The organism is Streptosporangium sp. H16, assembly GCF_051918855.1.
Taxonomy (GTDB): Bacteria; Actinomycetota; Actinomycetes; order Streptosporangiales; family Streptosporangiaceae; genus Streptosporangium.
Map to the genome: position 1 here is coordinate 1 of NZ_JBPXMD010000057.1, position 17,148 is coordinate 17,148.

Genomic DNA, 17,148 nt, shown 5'->3' on the forward strand with positions numbered 1-17,148 from the left:
ACCTCGGTCCTGAACGCCCTCAACGCCGCCGACCCCAACCCCACGCCCACCCCGACTCCCACGCCAACGGTGACCCCGACCCCGACCCCCACACCGACCATCACCCCGACCCCGGGTCCCGGGGCGTGCGCGGCGACGGTCACGACGGTCAACAGCTGGCCGGGCGGGTTCCAGTCGACGGTGACGGTCAGCGCGGGCAGCGCGCCGGTCAACGGGTGGACGGTGAGGTGGACCTGGCCCGGCGGGCAGACCATCAGCAGCCTGTGGAGCGGCCAGCACACCGTGTCCGGCTCCAGCGTGAGCGTCCGCAACGCCGCGTACAACGGCTCCGTCGCGGCGGGTCAGTCGACCACCTTCGGCTTCACCGCCAACGGCACCGCGGCCACCCCCACGGCCACCTGCACCAGTCCCTGATCCGATCCGGGCCGGGCGGCGTTTCCGCCGCCCGGCCCGTGCGTCGCTTCATGTCCTGCGGCTCACCCCCACACCCGTGGGGGTGAGCCGCTTTTTCCGCTCCGCCGGAGTGGTCTTTCGGGGAGCGGAGCGGTCTTTAGTGGTCTTTATGGGAGCGGCGGGGCGTCCGAGTCGGCGGACGCCCCGCCGCCGCTCATCGCCGGGGCTTCTGCGGAATCCTCGGCAGGACGTGGGGCGGCCCGGAGAAGGCCAGGTCCGCCTTGACGGCGTTGTAGGCGCGCTTGGGCCGGTAGGACTCGTCGTACAGGGTGGCCATCCCCTCCGGGGGGTCGGAGAACCAGCCGGGCACCCAGGAGTGCCGGTCGGTGAACCCCCAGACGGTGTAGGACAGGCAGTGCCGGTTGGCCAGGCACGCCTGCAGGAGCACGCTGTAGTTCGCCGCCGATGCCTGGAGGCGGGGGTTGATCTCGTTGGAGTCGCCCGCCCGCACGCCGTCGGTCATCTGGCTGCGCACGTCCACCTCGGTGAACGCCGTGGCGAGCCCGAGGTCGGAGAAGGCGTCGAGCACCTCGAGCGCCTGGAAGGCGTCGAAGTTGCCGTACTGGGTGCCGAGGTGCCCCTGGCTGCCCACGCCGTCGATGGGGACACCGCTCGCGCGCAGCTGCCTGACCATGTTGTAGACGTACCAGGTCTTGTCGGAGGGTCCGCGGTCGCCGAACGCCTCGATGTTGTAGTCGTTGTAGAACAGCAGGGCGTTCGGGTCGGCGGCGCGGGCCCAGCGGAAGGCGTCGGCGATGTAGCCGGGGCCGAGGTGCTGCGCCCAGAAGCCCTTCAGGTGGATCGACGACGGGGTGTCCCACGGGTCGCTGGCCGCCTCGTTGACGACGTCCCAGTGCGAGATCTTGCCCTTGAAGTGCTTGACGACGGTGGTGATGTGATCGCGCAGGATCTCACGGAGCTGCGCCTTGCTGATCGTCCCGTCCTCGACGCCCTGGGTGAGCCAGGCAGGCAACTGGTTCTGCCAGACCAGCACGTGCCCGCGGACCTGCTGCTTGTTCTTGCGGGCGAAGTCGATCAGCTCGTCGGCCGGGCCCCAGTTGTACACGCCCCGGGTGGGTTCGAGCGATTCCCACTTCATGGCGTTCTCGGCGGTGACGGAGGAGAACTGCGAGGCGGCGAGCGCGCGATACTGCGGATCGGCCGCGTCGTTCAGTACGTCCACGTCGATCGCGGTGCCGATGGCGAGACCGTGACGGGTGGCGAGCGCGCGCAGGCTTTGCTCGGCGACCTTGGGTGGCCGCTCTTCCGCCAGAACGGGAACGGCGTTCAACGTGCCGGCCAGCATGAGCGCGGTGGTACCGACGGTCAGTAAACGCTTCATGGGACTCCTCGGAATCGATCCCCGAAACTTTCGGTATAGCAGCGAAAATAATCGTATTAAACCTTTCCACAAGAGGAAAGGCCAATGTTGGAACCTCGAAATATTTCAAAAATCACTCAGCGGGCGGGCGGATGCCCGGTCGCGAGGGCGCCGACGGCATCACAATCGCCCGGTTCTGGATGGCCGGTGGCATCGTGACCAGGCGTGCTCCACAACTTCATCGCGAGCGCGCCTCTGTCGTCAGACCCGGCTCGCCGGTGCCTCGCAGGCCTGGCCGTACCTCAACGGTCCGGCGTCAGGGAATCGCGGGAAATGAAACGTTCAGAACCGCCGACCTTCCGCCGGCCAGGCGGTCCCGCTGGACAACCTCGACCTGGCAAGGCGGGTTTTCGCTGGTGGAGAGGCTGATATCTCACATGGTGAGGATGCGATGTTCGCAGTTCGCCGCGTCCGCGCGGAAACGAGACGCCCGAAACTTTTAGGCGTGTCCTTGACACCTTTCCGGACCTTTTCCCACACTTGGGTGCCGAGCGGAACGCACCGCCTTCTCAATTGTTAGCGCAAACACTCCGTGATCGCCCTTCTCGGGCCGACGGCGGCCGTCGCGGCGATCACGCTCGGGGCGGTGGCGGCCGAGAAGGAAACTCTCGTCGGCGAGCCAGGTACACAGCGGGATGAACAGCCACAGAAACCATTGAGCCGCCTCAGTCAGACCAGCTTCACCTGCTAGCAGCATCCGGATGGCACGATCTCGGGAGGGTCCGTGGTACGGATCGTCATGGCAATCGCTCTTCTCGGCACGTCACTGGTGGCCGTGGCCGGGCAGGCCGCGGCAGGGCAGGCCGCAGCCGCGCCTGTCATCACCGTTTCAGACAGCGTGCGTTATCAGGAGATGGACGGCTTCGGCGTCTCCACGGCTTTCCGCCGGGGTGAACTGCTGCGCAGCCTGTCGACGGCGCAGCAGAACGACGTCTTCCGCCTGTGGTTCGACCGCGACACCGGCGCGGGGCTCAGCATCCTGCGCCTGGGCATCGGCGCCTCGCCGGCCGGCAGCCCGTACGACAAGATGGTCTCCATCCAGCCGCAGAACCCGGGTGGACCCGACGCGACGCCGAGATACGTGTGGGACGGCGACGACGGCGCCCAGGTGTGGGTGGCCAAGGTCGCGCAGTCGTACGGCCTGGAGCGTTTCTACGCCAATGCCTGGAGCGCCCCCGGCTACATGAAGGACAACGGGAGCGAGAACAACGGCGGCACCCTCAAGCCCGAGTGGCGCGCGGCCTACGCCCGGTACCTGATGCAGTACACGAAGTTCTACGCGCAGGAAGGTATCAAGATCACGGACTTGGGGTTCACCAACGAACCCGACTACACGGCGACCTACGAGTCCATGCGCTTCACTCCGGCCCAGGCCGCCGCCTTCGTCAAGGTCCTCGGCCCGATCGCGACCGACGTCAAGATCGCATGTTGCGACTCCTTCGGCTGGGACCAGGCCAAGCCGTACACCAACGCCATCGAGGCGGACCCTGAGGCCCGCCGCTGGGTGTCCACCTACACAGGTCATACCTACGCCAGCCAGATAACGAGCCCGCAACCCGGGAGCAAGCGCACCTGGATGTCGGAATGGGGCCCCGACGGGAGCACCTGGAACGAGAACTGGGACGACGGGAGCGGCCAGGACGGCTTCACCATCGCCCAGAACATCCATCAGGCTCTCACCGTCGGCAACGTCAGCGGCTACCTCTACTGGCTGGGGGGCTCTTCGGGAGCCACCCGGGCGCTGATCCAGATCGACCAGGCAGCGCGGACATATCGCGTGTCCAAGCGGCTGTGGGCGATGGCGGCCTACAGCCGGTTCATCCGGCCGGGCGCGGTCCGGCTCGGCACGTCGACGAGCAACTCGTCGCTGAAGGTGTCGGCGTTCCTCAACTCCGACGGATCGAAGGTCGTCGGGGTGCTGAACACCGGCAACTCGGCCGTCACCTGGGACGGCCTGCAGAGCGGCACCACCGCCTACGTCACCGACAACTCCAACTCGCTCACGCGCGCCACGGTCACGGGCGGCGCCGTCACCCTCAGGCCACGCTCCCTCACGACCGTCGTGATCGGCGGGCCGACGCCGACTCCCACGCCGACTCCCACTCCGACCCCGACCCCGACTCCCACTCCGACCCCGACCCCGACCCCCACCCCCACTCCGACCCCGACTCCCACCCCCACTCCCACCCCCGTCCCCGGCGGGTGCACGGTAACGATCCAGACGGTGAACGACTGGGGCAATGGCTTCCAGTCCAACGTCACCGTGCGTGCCGGCTCCAGCGCCATCAACGGCTGGACGGTGAGCTGGACCTGGCCCGGCTCACAGTCCATCACGCAGCTGTGGGGAGGCGTACGGTCCGGCTCGGGAGCGGCCGTCACCGTCCGGAACGAGACCTGGAACGGCAGCCTCGCCGCCAACGCCACCACCACGTTCGGATTCACCGCCAACGGAGCCGCTGCCACACCGGTACTGACATGTGGGGTCTCCTGACCCGACGACGGCGCGCCGCCGCTCCCCCGAGCAAGGGGGAGCGGCGGCGCCCTCGCCCGGTGGGGCGGTACGTCGCCGAGCTCGCCGACAGCGGGCACCCTGTTTCGCGCGAAGGCTCTCCCTGGGGCTCAGGGTGGTCAGGCGGAGAGCACCTGATGCCGGCCCCGCCCTGCCGGGAGCGTCAGCCCACCCGGCAGGAGACCGTCGGCCAGGTCCGGTCGCCGCCGTGCATGACGGTGAAGCCGAAGGTGTTGCCGCTGCCGTTGGGGCGCACCGTCATGACCTTGCCGCTGCCGTCCCAGCTCGGGCTGCCGTTCCAGGTGGCGCTCACTCGCTGGGCGCCGCGCAGGGTCACCGTGACGATCCAGCCGTTGCTCCCCGAGACGTTGACCGACAGGTTGAACCGGTCGCTCCACTGCTGGCCGGCGGTGACGGTGGCCGTGCAGTTTCCGCCACCCGGCGGGTTCGTCGGCGGGTCGGTCGGGGTGCCGCCGTCGGGTGCCACGGCTCTGCCGGTGGAGGGCGAGATCATGCCGGCGCACAGGTTGCGGCTTCTCAGGTTCGCGGCGATCTGCGGGATCGCGTTGAGCGTCGTCGCGTACTGGTCGTGCATCAGGATGATCTGGCCGTTCTGCAGCCGTCCGGCGGCCTGCACGATCTGGGCGGTACTGGCGCCGTTCCAGTCCTGGGAGTCGACGTCCCAGATGATCTCGGTGAGGCCGAGCTGCTGGGCGGCCGACCTCACGGTGGCGTTGGTCTCCCCGTACGGAGGCCGGAAGAGCCTGGGCGCTGTCCCCGTGGCCTGCTGGACGGCCTGCTGGGTCCGCTGGAGCTCCGACTGGATCTGGGAGCCGCTCATGGTGGTCAGGTGGGGGTGGGTGTAGCTGTGGTTGCCGATCCACATGCCGGCGTCTCGCTGGGCACGAACCAGGGCCTGGTTGTTCTGGGCGTTCTGCCCGGTGTTGAACATGGTGGCGCGCAGGCCGTTCTGCCGTAGCGCGTTCAGCAGGTTGGCGGTGTTGCCGGGGTTGGGGCCGTCGTCGTAGGTGAGCCCGACGTATCCGGCGCCGCAGTCGGCGGCCTGGGCCGCGGGTGAGGAGGCCACGGCGAACGCCGCGCCTAGGACGGTGAGAAGACCCATCACGAGTGAACTCCGGATGCGTGAGCGGCGTACCCGGCTTCCGCCGGTGATGGTTGCGTTGTCGATCACTCTGTTCCTCCACTGGAACATCGATCGGTAAGGACGGACGCACGTACGGCTGCGGCGTAACGCGTACCGGACACACAGGATCGTTGAGCCGCGATTCCCCCGCCGGTCACCCGGGTGAGGCGAGCAGGCCTGCCTGGTGAGTCATTTTGTGTATCGTCACGAAACCTGTCAAGAAAGCTTCGAAAGCTTTCGGCCATCTCAGTCGAAATTTGATCATGAAAAAGAAGCTTTCATTGACCTGTCGCGACCCGGGTTGGCCGAATGGGGTCGTTAACCAGGCGAAATGCCCTCTCGGGGAATTCTTTTCAAGATCATGTTTCCGATACATTTCTGAAAGTTGTTGACAGTCTGCCGAGTCAAATCCACACTCTCACCATCGACAGGCCCTAACCGCTGCCGATCCGGGTCACCCGCCGCGCGGCCTGGTCCTCCGGTCGTCGACCGCACGACCGGCCCAGCCCTGCCGCGTTGTACGACTCCACCACGCGGTGGACGTCACCCTGGCCACCGCAAGGCCCCGCCGGGTCGTATCACGCTGCCTGCCCCAGCCCTCACGAGGAGGAAGCACGCATATGAACGATGCCCCAGCCCCCCAGAAAAGCCGCGGGCATGGCCGTACCAGATCGCTTGTCGGCCGTGTCTGCGCCGTGGCGCTGGCCATGGCCGTGGCGGTGCTGCCCGGCCCTGCCTACGCGGCCATCACCACCAACCAGACCGGCACCAACAACGGCTACTTCTATTCCTTCTGGACCGACAGTCAGGGAACGGTCTCGATGGAACTGGGATCCGGCGGCAATTACAGCACCTCATGGAGGAACACCGGGAATTTCGTCGCCGGTAAGGGCTGGAGCACCGGCGGACGCAGAAGCGTGAACTACTCGGGCAGCTTCAACCCGTCCGGCAACGCCTATCTCACCCTGTACGGGTGGACGAGAAATCCGCTCGTGGAGTATTACATCGTCGACAACTGGGGCACCTACCGGCCCACGGGGACGTACAAGGGCACGGTCACCAGCGACGGCGGCACGTACGACATCTACCAGACGACGCGATACAACGCCCCCTCCATCGAGGGCACCAGGACCTTCAACCAGTACTGGAGCGTCCGGCAGTCGAAGAAGACCGGCGGGACCATAACCTCCGGCAACCACTTCGACGCGTGGGCCCGTAACGGGATGAGCCTGGGCAGCCACGACTACATGATCCTCGCGACGGAGGGCTACCAGAGCAGCGGAAACTCCAACATCACGGTGGGCGGCTCCTCCGGCGGCGGCGGCGGTGGCGGTGGCGGTGGCGGCGGTGGCGGCTGCACCGCGTCGCTCTCCGCGGGCGAGCAGTGGAGTGACCGCTACAACCTCAACGTCGCGGTGAGCGGTTCGAGCAACTGGACCGTGACGATGAACGTCCCGTCCCCCGCCAAGGTCCTCTCCACCTGGAACATCAGCGCCAGCTACCCCAGCGCCCAGGTGCTGACCGCCAGGCCCAACGGCAACGGCAACAACTGGGGCGTGACGATCCAGCGCAACGGCAACTCGACCTGGCCGACGGTCTCCTGCAGCGCGGGCTGACCTCGGCACGCCCGGAACACCACCTCCACGGCGCGGCGGCCCACCACCGCCGCGCCGTCGAGGGCGGTCCGCTGCCGGGGATCCCGCGAAATCCGGGGACAATGCCGGGGATCCCGCGAAATCCGGGAACAGGCGACACCGCGGGGCGTCCGACGTTCGGACGCCCCGCGGCGGCGTTACCCGGCAGGGCGGATCAGGCCCGCCGTGGTGTTCAGCTTCCGTAGACCTCGAAGCTGAACAGGGAGTACCCGTACACCGAGCCCCGGGTGGTGCCGTAGATGCGCACGTACCGGGTGGAGGCGCTCAGGCCGGTGTTGTTGTCCTCACCGCCGTTGCCCCCGGTCACCGACCGGGCGTTGGTCCAGGTCGTGCCGTTGGGCGAGGTCTGGATCTGGTACGCCGACGCGTAGGCCGCCTCCCACACCAGGCGCACCCGGTTGATCGTGTACGTGGCGCCCAGGTCGACCTGGATCCACTGCGGGTCGGAGAACGCGCTGGACCACCGGGTCGTCGCCGACGCGTCCACCGCGGCCGAGGCCGGGTAGGTGGCCGCCTCCACGCTGGAGGCCGTCGCCGGCTTGTTCAGCGCGAGGTTCGTCGACGTCGGCGGGGTGCCGCTGGTGAACGTGAAGGAGTCGACGTCGAACAGCGAGCCCGTGCCACCGGTGAAGACCAGGAACAGGTTCGTCGTCCCTGACGGCGGCGTCACGGTGCCGGTGACGTTGACCCACGTCTCCCAGCCGCCGGTCGGCGCGACCGTGGCCGTCCCGACCACCGTCCCGGTCGCCGAACCGGCCCGCAGGGTGAGCGTGCCGCCGGCGCCGGCCGACGCGACCCGGGCCGTGAACGACGTGACCCCGGTCAGGTTGTACGGCGTGAACGAGATCCAGTCCCCGTTCTCGATGTGCCCGACCGCGTTGCCGCCGTTGGCCGACGGCTTGGCCACGATCTGGACGCCCTGCTGGGCGCCGTAGTGCTCGGCCTGGCGGGTCCGCGGCTGCAGGACGGCCTGCGGCGCGTGGACGGCCGTGGTCGAGCCGACCGGGGTGTACTCCGCGTCGAAGACGCCGAAGATGTTCGCGTTGGCGTCGTGCTCACCGTCCACGGGGGTCTGGATGGTGCCCGAGCAGCCGGTCGCGCTGGTCATCTGGTGGCCGTGGCTGTCGTGGCCGAGGATGTAGTTGATCTTCACTCGGCTGCAGTCGACGGTCGGGGAGTTCGGATCGGTGACGCTGATCTGGAACGGGACCGCGTCGCCGAAGCTGAACACCCGCCCGTTGAGCGGCAGGTTGAGGGCGACCGTCGGTTGCCCGACGCTGATCGTGGTGCTCGCCGTGGCGCTGCGACCGGTGTTGTCGCTCACCGTCAACGTCGCCGTGTACGTGCCGTTGGCCGTGTAGGTGAACGACGGGTTCGCCGCGGTCGAGTCGGTGCTGCCGTTCGTCGTGAAGTCCCACGCGTACGTGATCGGGTCGCCGTCCGGGTCGGTGCTCCCCGCCGAGCTGAACTGCACGGCGAGCGGCGCGTTGCCGGCCTTCGGGTTGGCGTTGATCGCCGCGATCGGGGCCTGGCCGGTGCCCGAGTTGTACTCGATCCTGTAAACGGCCGAGTTGGCGTCGCCGCCGAACCATCCGGTGCCGTAGTCGAGCACGTACAGCGCGCCGTCCGGCCCGAACTCCATGTCCATCACCTGGGTGCCGGTCCAGGTGGGGAAGGGCTCGATCGAGCCGACCCCGCCACTGGCGTTCAGGGTGACCGTCTTGATCCACCGCCGGCCGAACTCGCCGATGAACACCTTGCCGTTCATCGACGCCGGGAACTTCACGTCCGAGACGAGCTCGGCGTCGTAGTTGTAGACCGGGGCGTTCATCGGCGACCAGCTTCCGCAGCACAGCTCCGACCGGTCCTGGCCGACCCCGTACGGCAGCCAGGCCGCGCGCGAGGCCGGGAGCTGGGTGATGCCGGTGTTGTTGCGCGAGTTGTTCACCGGCCCGCCGGCGCAGTTGAACGCGGCGCCCGAGGGGCCGGACGGGAACGTGAAGTCGATGTACGGCACGTTGAACTGCGAGCAGTACGGCCAGCCGTAGAAGCCGGGCTGGGTGATGCGCTCGAACGAGACCGACGCCGCCGGGCCCCGGGTGGCGCTGGCGCTGCCCGCGTCCGGCCCGTAGTCACCCAGGTAGACGATGCCGGTGGCCTTGTCCACGTTCATCCGGAACGGGTTGCGGAACCCCATCGCGTAGATCTCGGGCCGGGTGTTCGCGGTGCCGGGCGCGAACATGTTGCCCGCCGGGACGGTGTAGCCGCCGCCCGAGCTCGGCTTGATCCGCAGCACCTTGCCGCGCAGGTCGTTGCTGTTGCCGGAGGTGCGCTGCGCGTCGTAGGCCGGGTTGCGGTCGGTCCGCTCGTCGATCGGCGTGTAGCCGCTGGAGTCGAACGGGTTCGTGTCGTCACCGGTGGAGAGGTAGAGGTTGCCGGCCGCGTCGAAGTCGATGTCGCCGCCGACGTGGCAGCACATGCCGCGGCTGGTGGGGACGTCGAGGATGGTGACCGCGGAGGCCGCGTTGAGGGTGTGGTCCGCGTTGACCGTGTACCGGGCCAGCCGGTTCACCCCGTTGAACGGGGCGAACTGGGCCGCCGTCCCGAAGGCCGGCGCGTCACCGCCCGGAGTGGACAGCGGCGGCGCATAGTAGACGTACACCCACCGGTTCGACGCGAAGTTCGGGTCGGCCTTGATGCTCTGCAGGCCCTCCTCGTCGTGCGTGTACACGGGGATGGTGAGCGCCACCTTGGTGTTGCCCAGCACGTCGGTGTAGCGGATCGTGCCGTCGCGCGACGTGTGCAGCACGCCCCGGTTGGGCAGGACGGTGAGGCCCATCGGCTCGCCGGTCTCCGCCGCGCCCTTGGCCAACGTCACCTGGGTGTAGCCGGGCGCCGCGAGTGCCGCGGGCGCCGCTGCCTTCGAGGCGGTGCTCGGTGCGGCCTGTGCCGGTGGAGGACCCAGGCTGAGGGCGGTCGCCAGTGCGGCGACGCATGCGACGAGTTTCCTTAACATGATCGGTGGTGCTCGCTTCCTGTAGTACGAGTCCATACAGGCGTGCGCCGATCACGCCAACGACGCGGAGAGGCGGGGGAAATCCCTCGGCGACGTCGTTCGGACAAACTGTGACTGCTATGGGTAAAACAGTCAACAGGTCTTTGTCAGAGGTTGTGAGTCGCCTCGCCTTTGAGGCTTTGAGCGCTGCGGGAGCCGTGGCGAACCGTCAAGCGGCCGCGGGCGGACACGTTGGAGGGCATCACGAAGGCGGCCGTCGCCGGCCGTCGCGGTTGGCCATGACGATGGGACGCGGGGATCGTCCCGCTCGCCGGCCGGGGAAGCAGGTGACCGGTGAAAACGGTGAGCGCCGGTGCTGTCGGCGCGTACCGGCCTCCACCGGCGGGTGGCGAGCGGGACCGGGTCGGCGGAGCGGTCGGCGTTCGCCCTCGCCGACCCGGCTGTCTCCCTTGTGCCGGCGGCGCGGCGCCACCTGGCGCCGCGCCGGCCGTCAGCAGGTCGCGGTGGGGCGGATCGGCAGTCGCATGGCGACCTCCAGGCATTCGAGGGGGGTGTGGGGGGGTGTGGGGGCCGGCCGATCACCGGCCGCGGTGCGGGGCCGCGGTCGGTGGAACCGCGTGATCAGGTGCGGTGGTACGAGTACGGGGTGAGCCGGGGCCGTGGAAACCCGGCGATCGGTAGGGCCCGCGAGCCTGCCTCGGCCGCCGTCGCCGTACGGTGCCGAGCCCTGCGGGTGAGGTGGTTCGCTCCCGGCCGCTCCGGCTCCGGCCCGACGGCCGCGCGCGGGCGCGGCGATTCGAGTCGGCCACCGATCCCGGCCTCGGGCAGCGACCTCCCGCCACGCGGGGGACGAAGAGTGCGGTGCTGCAATCGCAAATCGCTGCACCTCCTGAACTTTCGCCATCTTTGCGGCTCATTCGGTCATTCTGCTGCGATCTTAAAATGTTACGTGCAGACTGTCCAGATGTTACGGCCGACTTCATTGGACTTTCGTCGTGGAACGACGAAAGTCCAGCATTGTTGGTCGAAACTCAACCCTCCACGGCGCAGGAAGCGGTAAGCCCCGCAACGTTCACCCGGAACCGGATATAGAGCCACCGCGGCTCACGCGCAGGGACGCGCCGGCGCGTCCCTGCGGCCACGCTCACCGAGGGGGTCTGACGGATCGGTCGCCATACAGGACGCCGCGGCCGTAGCCGCTGAAGTACACCCGGCCGTAGACGGCCGGGTCGCCGGTGAGCGCTTCGGGAGTGCCGCCGAACTGGTGCCGGTCGTCGTTGACGCGTACCCAGCTCGCGCCGGCGTCGTCGGAGCGGAAGAGGCCACGCTGCCCGCCGATCAGCGCGCCGGTGTACAGCGCCGGATAGGCCCGGCCGGGTGCCGCCTTGCCGAAGCCGATGTTGTCGGCCTGCTCCACACCGGACACCCTGGTGAACGTGGCCCCGGAGTCGGTCGAGTGCCACAGCCCGTAGGTGGTCCAGGTGGCGCCGCCGGCCACCCAGACGTCGCCCTCGCGCCCGGGTACCGCCTTGACGCGCAGGTTCCAGTTGGAGGCCGGCAGGCCGGTGGCGGCGGTGGCGGTGAAGCTGGCCCCGCCATCGGTGCTGACGTGGAAGGTGCCGTTCGAGAACGCGTAGAACTTCATGGGATTGACCCGGTCCGACGTGATGATCGCGTTGGCGGGCACTCCGGTGGAGGGGGTCCAGGACGTGCCGTAGCCGACCGAGTGGACCACCTGCTGGCCCGAGTCGCCCGGAGCCCAGACGAACCGGCCGCCGTCGGCCGCGGCGGCGATGCTGCCGCCGACGTTCACGCCGCCGGGCTCGGTGCCCTGGAACCAGGTGGCGCCGCCGTCGGTGGAGAACGCCGCGTGGCTGTCGCCGGGCCGGTCGGCGTCGTTGAAGTCACCGGCCCGCACGATGACCTTCGGGTTGCGCTCCGCGAAGTCGATGCTCCTGGTGGTGGTGAAGACGGGCGAGGTGAAGATCGTCTTTGGTGCCGCGTTCAGGTCGTCGTGGCGGAAGCCGCTCACGTCGCCCATGGCGCTGAGCAGCGCGCCACCCGGAGGCTTGATCAGGCCCTGGACCGCGCCCTCCTCCAGGCCCTCGACCTCGGGAGTGATGGCGACGGTGCCAGCGGTGTCCCAGGCGGTCAGGTTCTTCGTGCCGGCGATGCCCGGACCACCGTTGAACAGCATGTGGTCGGAGTCGAACGGGTCGATCTCCATCGACGAGATCGCCTGGCCGATCTTGGGCACCAGGATCGGCGGGTTGGACTGCTCGCCCATGGTGGCCCACGGTGTGTCGGAGACGTCGAAGTCGTACCTCAGTTTGCGGTTGGGCCAGGCGTCCCAGTCCCAGATGCGGCTCCAGGTGGTCCCGGAGTCTGTGCTGCGCCAGATGATGCCGTCCGGCCACCAGGACACCTGGGTACCGACCATGATCGTGCCGGGATTCCGGCGGTCGACGGTCAGGCCGGAGTAGCCGAAGTAGTTGTCGTCGCTGGTGGAGGGGACAGGGCTGATCCGCGTCCACGCGCCGGTGACGGTGTGGTACTTCCACACGTCGCCCTTGCCGCCGCTGAACGGGCCGGTGGTGTCGCTGGTGGCGATGTACAGCAGGTGGTTGACCGGGTCCACCACTCCCTTGTGCGGCAGGTGACCGGTCGGCGCGCCGGCCAGCGGAGCCCAGGTCGCGCCGCCGTCGGTGCTGCGGTACACCGGATCGTCCTTGTCCGCGACGCCCACGTAGATGGTTTTGGTCCTGGTGCCCGCGCGGCCGGTGGTCTTGTCGAACGTCACCCAGACGAGGCCCGCGTCCTCCGCGCCGCCGGGCGTCTGCGGGTCGTCACCGGAGTTGGGGAAGCCGTTCACCCGCGCCCATCTCACCCCGCCGTCGGTGCTGCGCCACAGGCCGTTCCCACTGGGCGCGGCCAGGTACAGGACGTTGTCGTTGTTCGGGTCCACCGCCAGTCGCTCGCCCATGGTGCGGCCCGACATGTTGCCGCCCAGGTGGAACGGCAGGACCGTGGTCTTCCAGGTGCCACCCTTGTCGTGCGAGCGCAGGATGGCGCCGTTGTTGGGGTCCACGCCGTTGGTGTACATGCCGACGGCGGCCCACACCTTGTTCGCGTTGGAAGGGCTCGCGGCGATGCTCGCCACGCCCATGTACCCCCAGGTGTCCCAGCCCACCCAGTCCAGCAGAGGAGTCCACGACTCGGTGGTGCCGTTCCAGCGGTACATGCCGCCGACGTCCGTGCGCGTGTAGGCCAGGCCTTTCCGCGCCTGGCTGAAGACGATGCCCGTCACGAAACCGGTGCCGCCGATCTTCACGTTCCTGAACGTGTAGCGATCCGACGGGGACGCCGCGGCGACCGGCGGTGCGGACGACGTGACCGCCACGGAGGCACACAGCACCGCCGTCACCAGGCAGGTGACGATTCTGACGACCTCTCGCCAACCCGATCCACTGCTCGCCATTCCGTTTCTCCTGATCGATGACGGGAATCCCGCGGCACCGCCCGGACCGTCCGGACCGTCCGGGACGCGCCCCGGTGACCGGACGAAGCCGGCCGACGGGGAGTCGGGGGCACACGGATGATCCACGTGGACGTCCGCCGTGCGTCCGGGACATGGATGCTGTCGGCGTTCACCTCTTGGGCGCACGCCGGTCACCTTCTCCGTCATTTCTCAGGCCGGATGATGATGCTGTGGAGCAAATGCGATGTATCGAGACCCGCCAAGGGACGCTTGAGTCGTATTCATCCGGTGCGTAGGAATCCACCGCCGTCTTACTGGTGCGTTGCTATCTCGCCCCAGACGCACCGCGTTGTAAATTTCATCGCCAGGTGACCGAAGCGGTCGCCCGTCGTTCCGCGGCCGTACAAGGCTCTGCTGTGAAAACGTGCCCCGGCGGATGGCCGGTCGATTAGTCATACTTATGCAGAGACCACAAAGAGGGAACACCGTGGCCGTGACTCCACATGAGGGCGGATACCGGCCGGGCCACGAGACGGAAGGGTCACGATGGTTCCCGACGTCGCGATCCCTCCAAGGAGGATCCACGCGATCATCACGACGGCGGCCAGGTAAAGCATTTTGAGGCCGGTTCGGGAGTAGCCTCTCAATAGTGGTCAGCGACCAGGGGTGGGGCGGAGTTGAACGAGAAAAATCAGAAGTCCCTGTTAACACTGTTGGCAGAGGTGTCTGCGATACTTGCGCTAGTCCTAGCGGCACCAGGGTTGCTGATTTCTTTCCTCGCGTACCAGAACGATCTTCTCCAGGATGCGACTGATCCGCAACTGCCCGTTGTTGCGAGTCCGAAAACCTCACCGCCTGCTACTAAAACCTCATCGCCCGCTACTATGAGTGCCTCCGAGAACTCTAAGACGGGAGCGGTACGTTACGGCGGCATCTCTTCTTGCGACAGGAAGGCGGTGTTGCCGGCCAGCGATAGGAAGGCGGTGCTGTCGGCCATCGGGCAGCCCAGCCCTTCAGCCTGGTCATGTTCAATGGGTGACGGCTCTGAGGTCTCGTTCGATTCGCGTTGCACTTACGTGAAGAGCCGTGCGACGGACAACCATGTGGACTGCCCTGCTAACGCAAGAATTCCCAGCAGTAGTAACTCGTAAAGCGTTGTGCCCTTCAAGATTACGCCCCTGGGCGAAGCACAGCGGATCTCCCATAGCCGCGTACGTCGGCGAGCGCCACCATATTGAGAAGCCGGGGGCTCGCCCCAAGGTGTGGACACCGGTTGTCATACGGCGAGCAGCACCCTATCGACGGTTTGTTGCTCGTAGTCGATCGGGTTCAGATAACCCAGGGTGGAGTGTCTCCTGCGGATGTTGTAGTGAGTGATCCACTTGAAGACGGCCAGGCGGGCCTCGCGCGCCGAGGACCAGTACGTGGCGCCCTGCAGCGTCTCGCGTTTCAACATGGTGTCGAACGTCTCTGCCGCGGCGTTGTCGACGCTGGACCCGACGGCTCCCCTGGACTGACGCACACGAGCTCGGCGCAGACCCTGGCGAACTCGGCCGAGGTGTACTGCTTCCCATGATCGGCGCCACGTCCGTGGACGTGACCGATCGACAGTGAGCGGCGCGGCACCTGGGTCAACGACTGAATCGTCCCCAAGCAGGTGGCCCGCCTCGGTGAGCTGTTTATCCCGTTGGCCGAGCCAATGAGGCGCCCCGGATCTTCCGGACACAAGGCCGACTCAGACGAGGTGTCCGTCCTGCGGGGGGAAGCTCAGCTGCGCGCTGGACAACGCGGCGGCCGAATCGCTGAACTCCACGCTCAAGGTCGAGTTCGTCTACCGCTACCGGTTCGCCACCCGGGCCGAGGCCCACCTGAAGATCGCCACCTGGATCGCTGATTTCTACAACACCCAACGTCGCCACAGTGCCGCCGACGGGCTACCACCGATCGTCTACGAACAGCGGATCACCGCCGCCAGAGCGGCCAGCACGGAGAGGCGTCAGCAGCTCATCGCCGCATAGAAAAGTCTCCACGCTTCCAGGGGATTGCCAGCCAAGGCATGTCGTCGGTTCGGGCCCATGGCATTTGATCAATGAATGGGGCAGTCGGATCGGTGATCGCCCACAAGGGCGTGATACCGTCACCGCGCGCGATCTAGGCGCGCTTCCGGACGGACGCGAGAGTCGCATATGAGAGCTGAATCTCCCATCCGATGGTCAGGTCGGCGCCCTTGACGAGGACGTCTGTCCGGCGCTTGCCGTGTACGGCCCGATCTTCCGTCTCAACCACGTGTCCGCCCAGCTCAGCGGCAGCGGCGATGCGCTCCTTGAACGCCTTGTGCCGGTCGCTTTCGCCCTGTGAAGAATGATCTTTGATGTTTCGGTTGTAATGGCTGGCGAAGTGCACTCCGTCGCGTTCAGTAAGAAACATCCATTCTGGACAATTCGGTCGGGTCTGCATGCATTCCATGCACTGTAGTTACCGTTCGAGTACGGGCCTTTTGTCGGCCCGCAGAGCCGCCCAGAGGCCCGGCAGGGAAGGGTGCCCAAGATCAGGTTTGGTTAAGTTGAGCGTGAGGTTCAGCCCCGCGTGGTAAACGCTAGATGTCACCGCGATTCCTCCCGAATGCTCCCCTAGAACGTTATCTCTAGAAGAGGCGGTAATGAGGGGACGTAGTCGCTTTCGCAAGAAACGCCGCTTTGGCTTGGCGCCGGTGAGCGGTGGTCAGGACCGCCGCATGCGGCCCCGGCCAGGGCCACGCCTGCGGGCCGATACCGTGCCGCCTGGTGCGTCGCGCCAAGCACCGCGAGGAGGGGACCGAGCGCGGGCGTTCGGCTCATTTGCTCTGGTAGCCGGCACTTTGGGAGTCGGTAGGTGATCAGCCAGGGCGAAGGACGCGAGGTTGTCGCCCGCGGCGCGTACTGTGCCCGCTCATGAGTACGTTTCGATCTCAGCGGCTGGAGAAGCTGCTGGGCGCGCAGATCACCGCCGAGTCCCTCACGTGGAAGCATCTCCTCAAGCTCAAGGACGCCAAGGTCCGCGAAGCGGCCGACCTGGATTACAAGCTCCTATACGGAACTCAGCCGAGCGACCGCCACAAGCCTGGCGGCGACGTCGTGGCAATGGCCAACACCCAAGGCGGTCATCATCGTCGGTGCCGACGAGGATAAAGACGCGCAGCTCACCGACCTGCCCGGCGTCTCCTTGTCCGACAACTGGCGGCGACGTCGTGGCAATGGCCAACACCCAAGGCGGTCATCATCGTCGGTGCCGACGAGGATAAAGACGCGCAGCTCACCGACCTGCCCGGCGTCTCCTTGTCCGACAAGGAGCACACCCGCCTGCTCAGCCTCATCGGCGACCACGTCCACCCGTACGCGGAGTTCGAGGTGATCCCGGTCCCCGACCCTGACCACGAGGGCATCGGCTGCTACGTCATCGCCGTTCCCCGCAGCCCCAGGCACCGCACGGCGTTCTGATCAACGAGGGATATCGGTGGCCACGGCGTATCGGCC

General features: G+C 67.4%; 11 protein-coding genes and 1 pseudogene. 6 read left to right on the top strand and 6 right to left on the bottom strand.

All coding sequences use genetic code 11. The annotated features are described in order from the left end of the window. Nucleotides 1-414 (top strand): cellulose binding domain-containing protein (locus tag ACTOQ2_RS41500; RefSeq protein ID WP_440107142.1); only part of this gene is annotated, 414 nt, incomplete at its 5' end. 193 nt (nt 415-607) lie between these two features. Here the strand turns inward: ACTOQ2_RS41500 and ACTOQ2_RS41505 are convergent. Continuing rightward, nucleotides 608-1,795 (bottom strand): endo-1,4-beta-xylanase, encoded by a 1,188-nt coding sequence (locus ACTOQ2_RS41505; RefSeq protein ID WP_440107144.1) that lies wholly within the window; start codon nt 1,793-1,795, stop codon nt 608-610. A 778-nt stretch (nt 1,796-2,573) separates the two neighbouring features. Between ACTOQ2_RS41505 and ACTOQ2_RS41510 the strand changes: the two genes are divergently transcribed. After that, nucleotides 2,574-4,325 carry a cellulose binding domain-containing protein gene (locus ACTOQ2_RS41510; protein WP_440107146.1) on the top strand — a complete coding sequence of 584 codons (1,752 nt, stop codon included), beginning with the start codon at nt 2,574-2,576 and terminating at the stop codon, nt 4,323-4,325. Nucleotides 4,326-4,506: 181 nt separating this feature from the next. Here the strand turns inward: ACTOQ2_RS41510 and ACTOQ2_RS41515 are convergent, their stop codons facing one another. Beyond that, the gene (locus ACTOQ2_RS41515) at nt 4,507-5,535 is read right to left on the bottom strand and encodes a polysaccharide deacetylase family protein (protein ID WP_440107148.1); all 1,029 of its coding nucleotides are present in this window, start codon (nt 5,533-5,535) and stop codon (nt 4,507-4,509) included. Between the two features lie 572 nt (nt 5,536-6,107). Between ACTOQ2_RS41515 and ACTOQ2_RS41520 the strand changes: the two genes are divergently transcribed. After that, entirely contained in the window at nt 6,108-7,103 is a 996-nt protein-coding gene (locus ACTOQ2_RS41520) for a glycoside hydrolase family 11 protein (protein WP_440107150.1), read from the top strand. A 211-nt stretch (nt 7,104-7,314) separates the two neighbouring features. Here the strand turns inward: ACTOQ2_RS41520 and ACTOQ2_RS41525 are convergent, their stop codons facing one another. From ACTOQ2_RS41525 to ACTOQ2_RS41535, 3 genes and pseudogenes are all read right to left on the bottom strand, one after another. After that, complete coding sequence (locus ACTOQ2_RS41525; protein ID WP_440107152.1) at nt 7,315-10,158, bottom strand: carbohydrate-binding protein; 2,844 nt, start codon at nt 10,156-10,158, stop codon at nt 7,315-7,317. A gap of 1,144 nt (nt 10,159-11,302) precedes the next feature. After that, nucleotides 11,303-13,636 carry a WD40/YVTN/BNR-like repeat-containing protein gene (locus ACTOQ2_RS41530; RefSeq protein WP_440107154.1) on the bottom strand — a complete coding sequence of 778 codons (2,334 nt, stop codon included), beginning with the start codon at nt 13,634-13,636 and terminating at the stop codon, nt 11,303-11,305. Nucleotides 13,637-14,912: 1,276 nt separating this feature from the next. Continuing rightward, a pseudogene (locus tag ACTOQ2_RS41535) lies at nt 14,913-15,217 on the bottom strand (integrase core domain-containing protein); the annotation flags it as partial. A gap of 197 nt (nt 15,218-15,414) precedes the next feature. On the opposite strand from ACTOQ2_RS41535, the gene ACTOQ2_RS41540 reads away from it, so the two are divergent. Next, nucleotides 15,415-15,654, top strand: a complete 240-nt coding sequence (locus ACTOQ2_RS41540) for an integrase core domain-containing protein (RefSeq protein ID WP_440107187.1) — start codon at nt 15,415-15,417, stop codon at nt 15,652-15,654. 133 nt (nt 15,655-15,787) lie between these two features. On the opposite strand, the gene ACTOQ2_RS41545 is transcribed toward ACTOQ2_RS41540, so the two are convergent. Further along, a complete protein-coding gene (locus tag ACTOQ2_RS41545) occupies nt 15,788-16,102 on the bottom strand; it encodes a hypothetical protein (protein WP_440107156.1) in 315 nt (104 codons plus the stop codon). 464 nt (nt 16,103-16,566) lie between these two features. Here ACTOQ2_RS41545 and ACTOQ2_RS41550 point away from each other — a divergent pair, with 464 nt between their 5' ends. Further along, nucleotides 16,567-16,803, top strand: a complete 237-nt coding sequence (locus tag ACTOQ2_RS41550) for a hypothetical protein (RefSeq protein WP_440107158.1) — start codon at nt 16,567-16,569, stop codon at nt 16,801-16,803. A gap of 147 nt (nt 16,804-16,950) precedes the next feature. Then, nucleotides 16,951-17,112 (top strand): hypothetical protein, encoded by a 162-nt coding sequence (locus tag ACTOQ2_RS41555; RefSeq protein WP_440107159.1) that lies wholly within the window; start codon nt 16,951-16,953, stop codon nt 17,110-17,112. Nucleotides 17,113-17,148 lie beyond the last annotated feature (36 nt).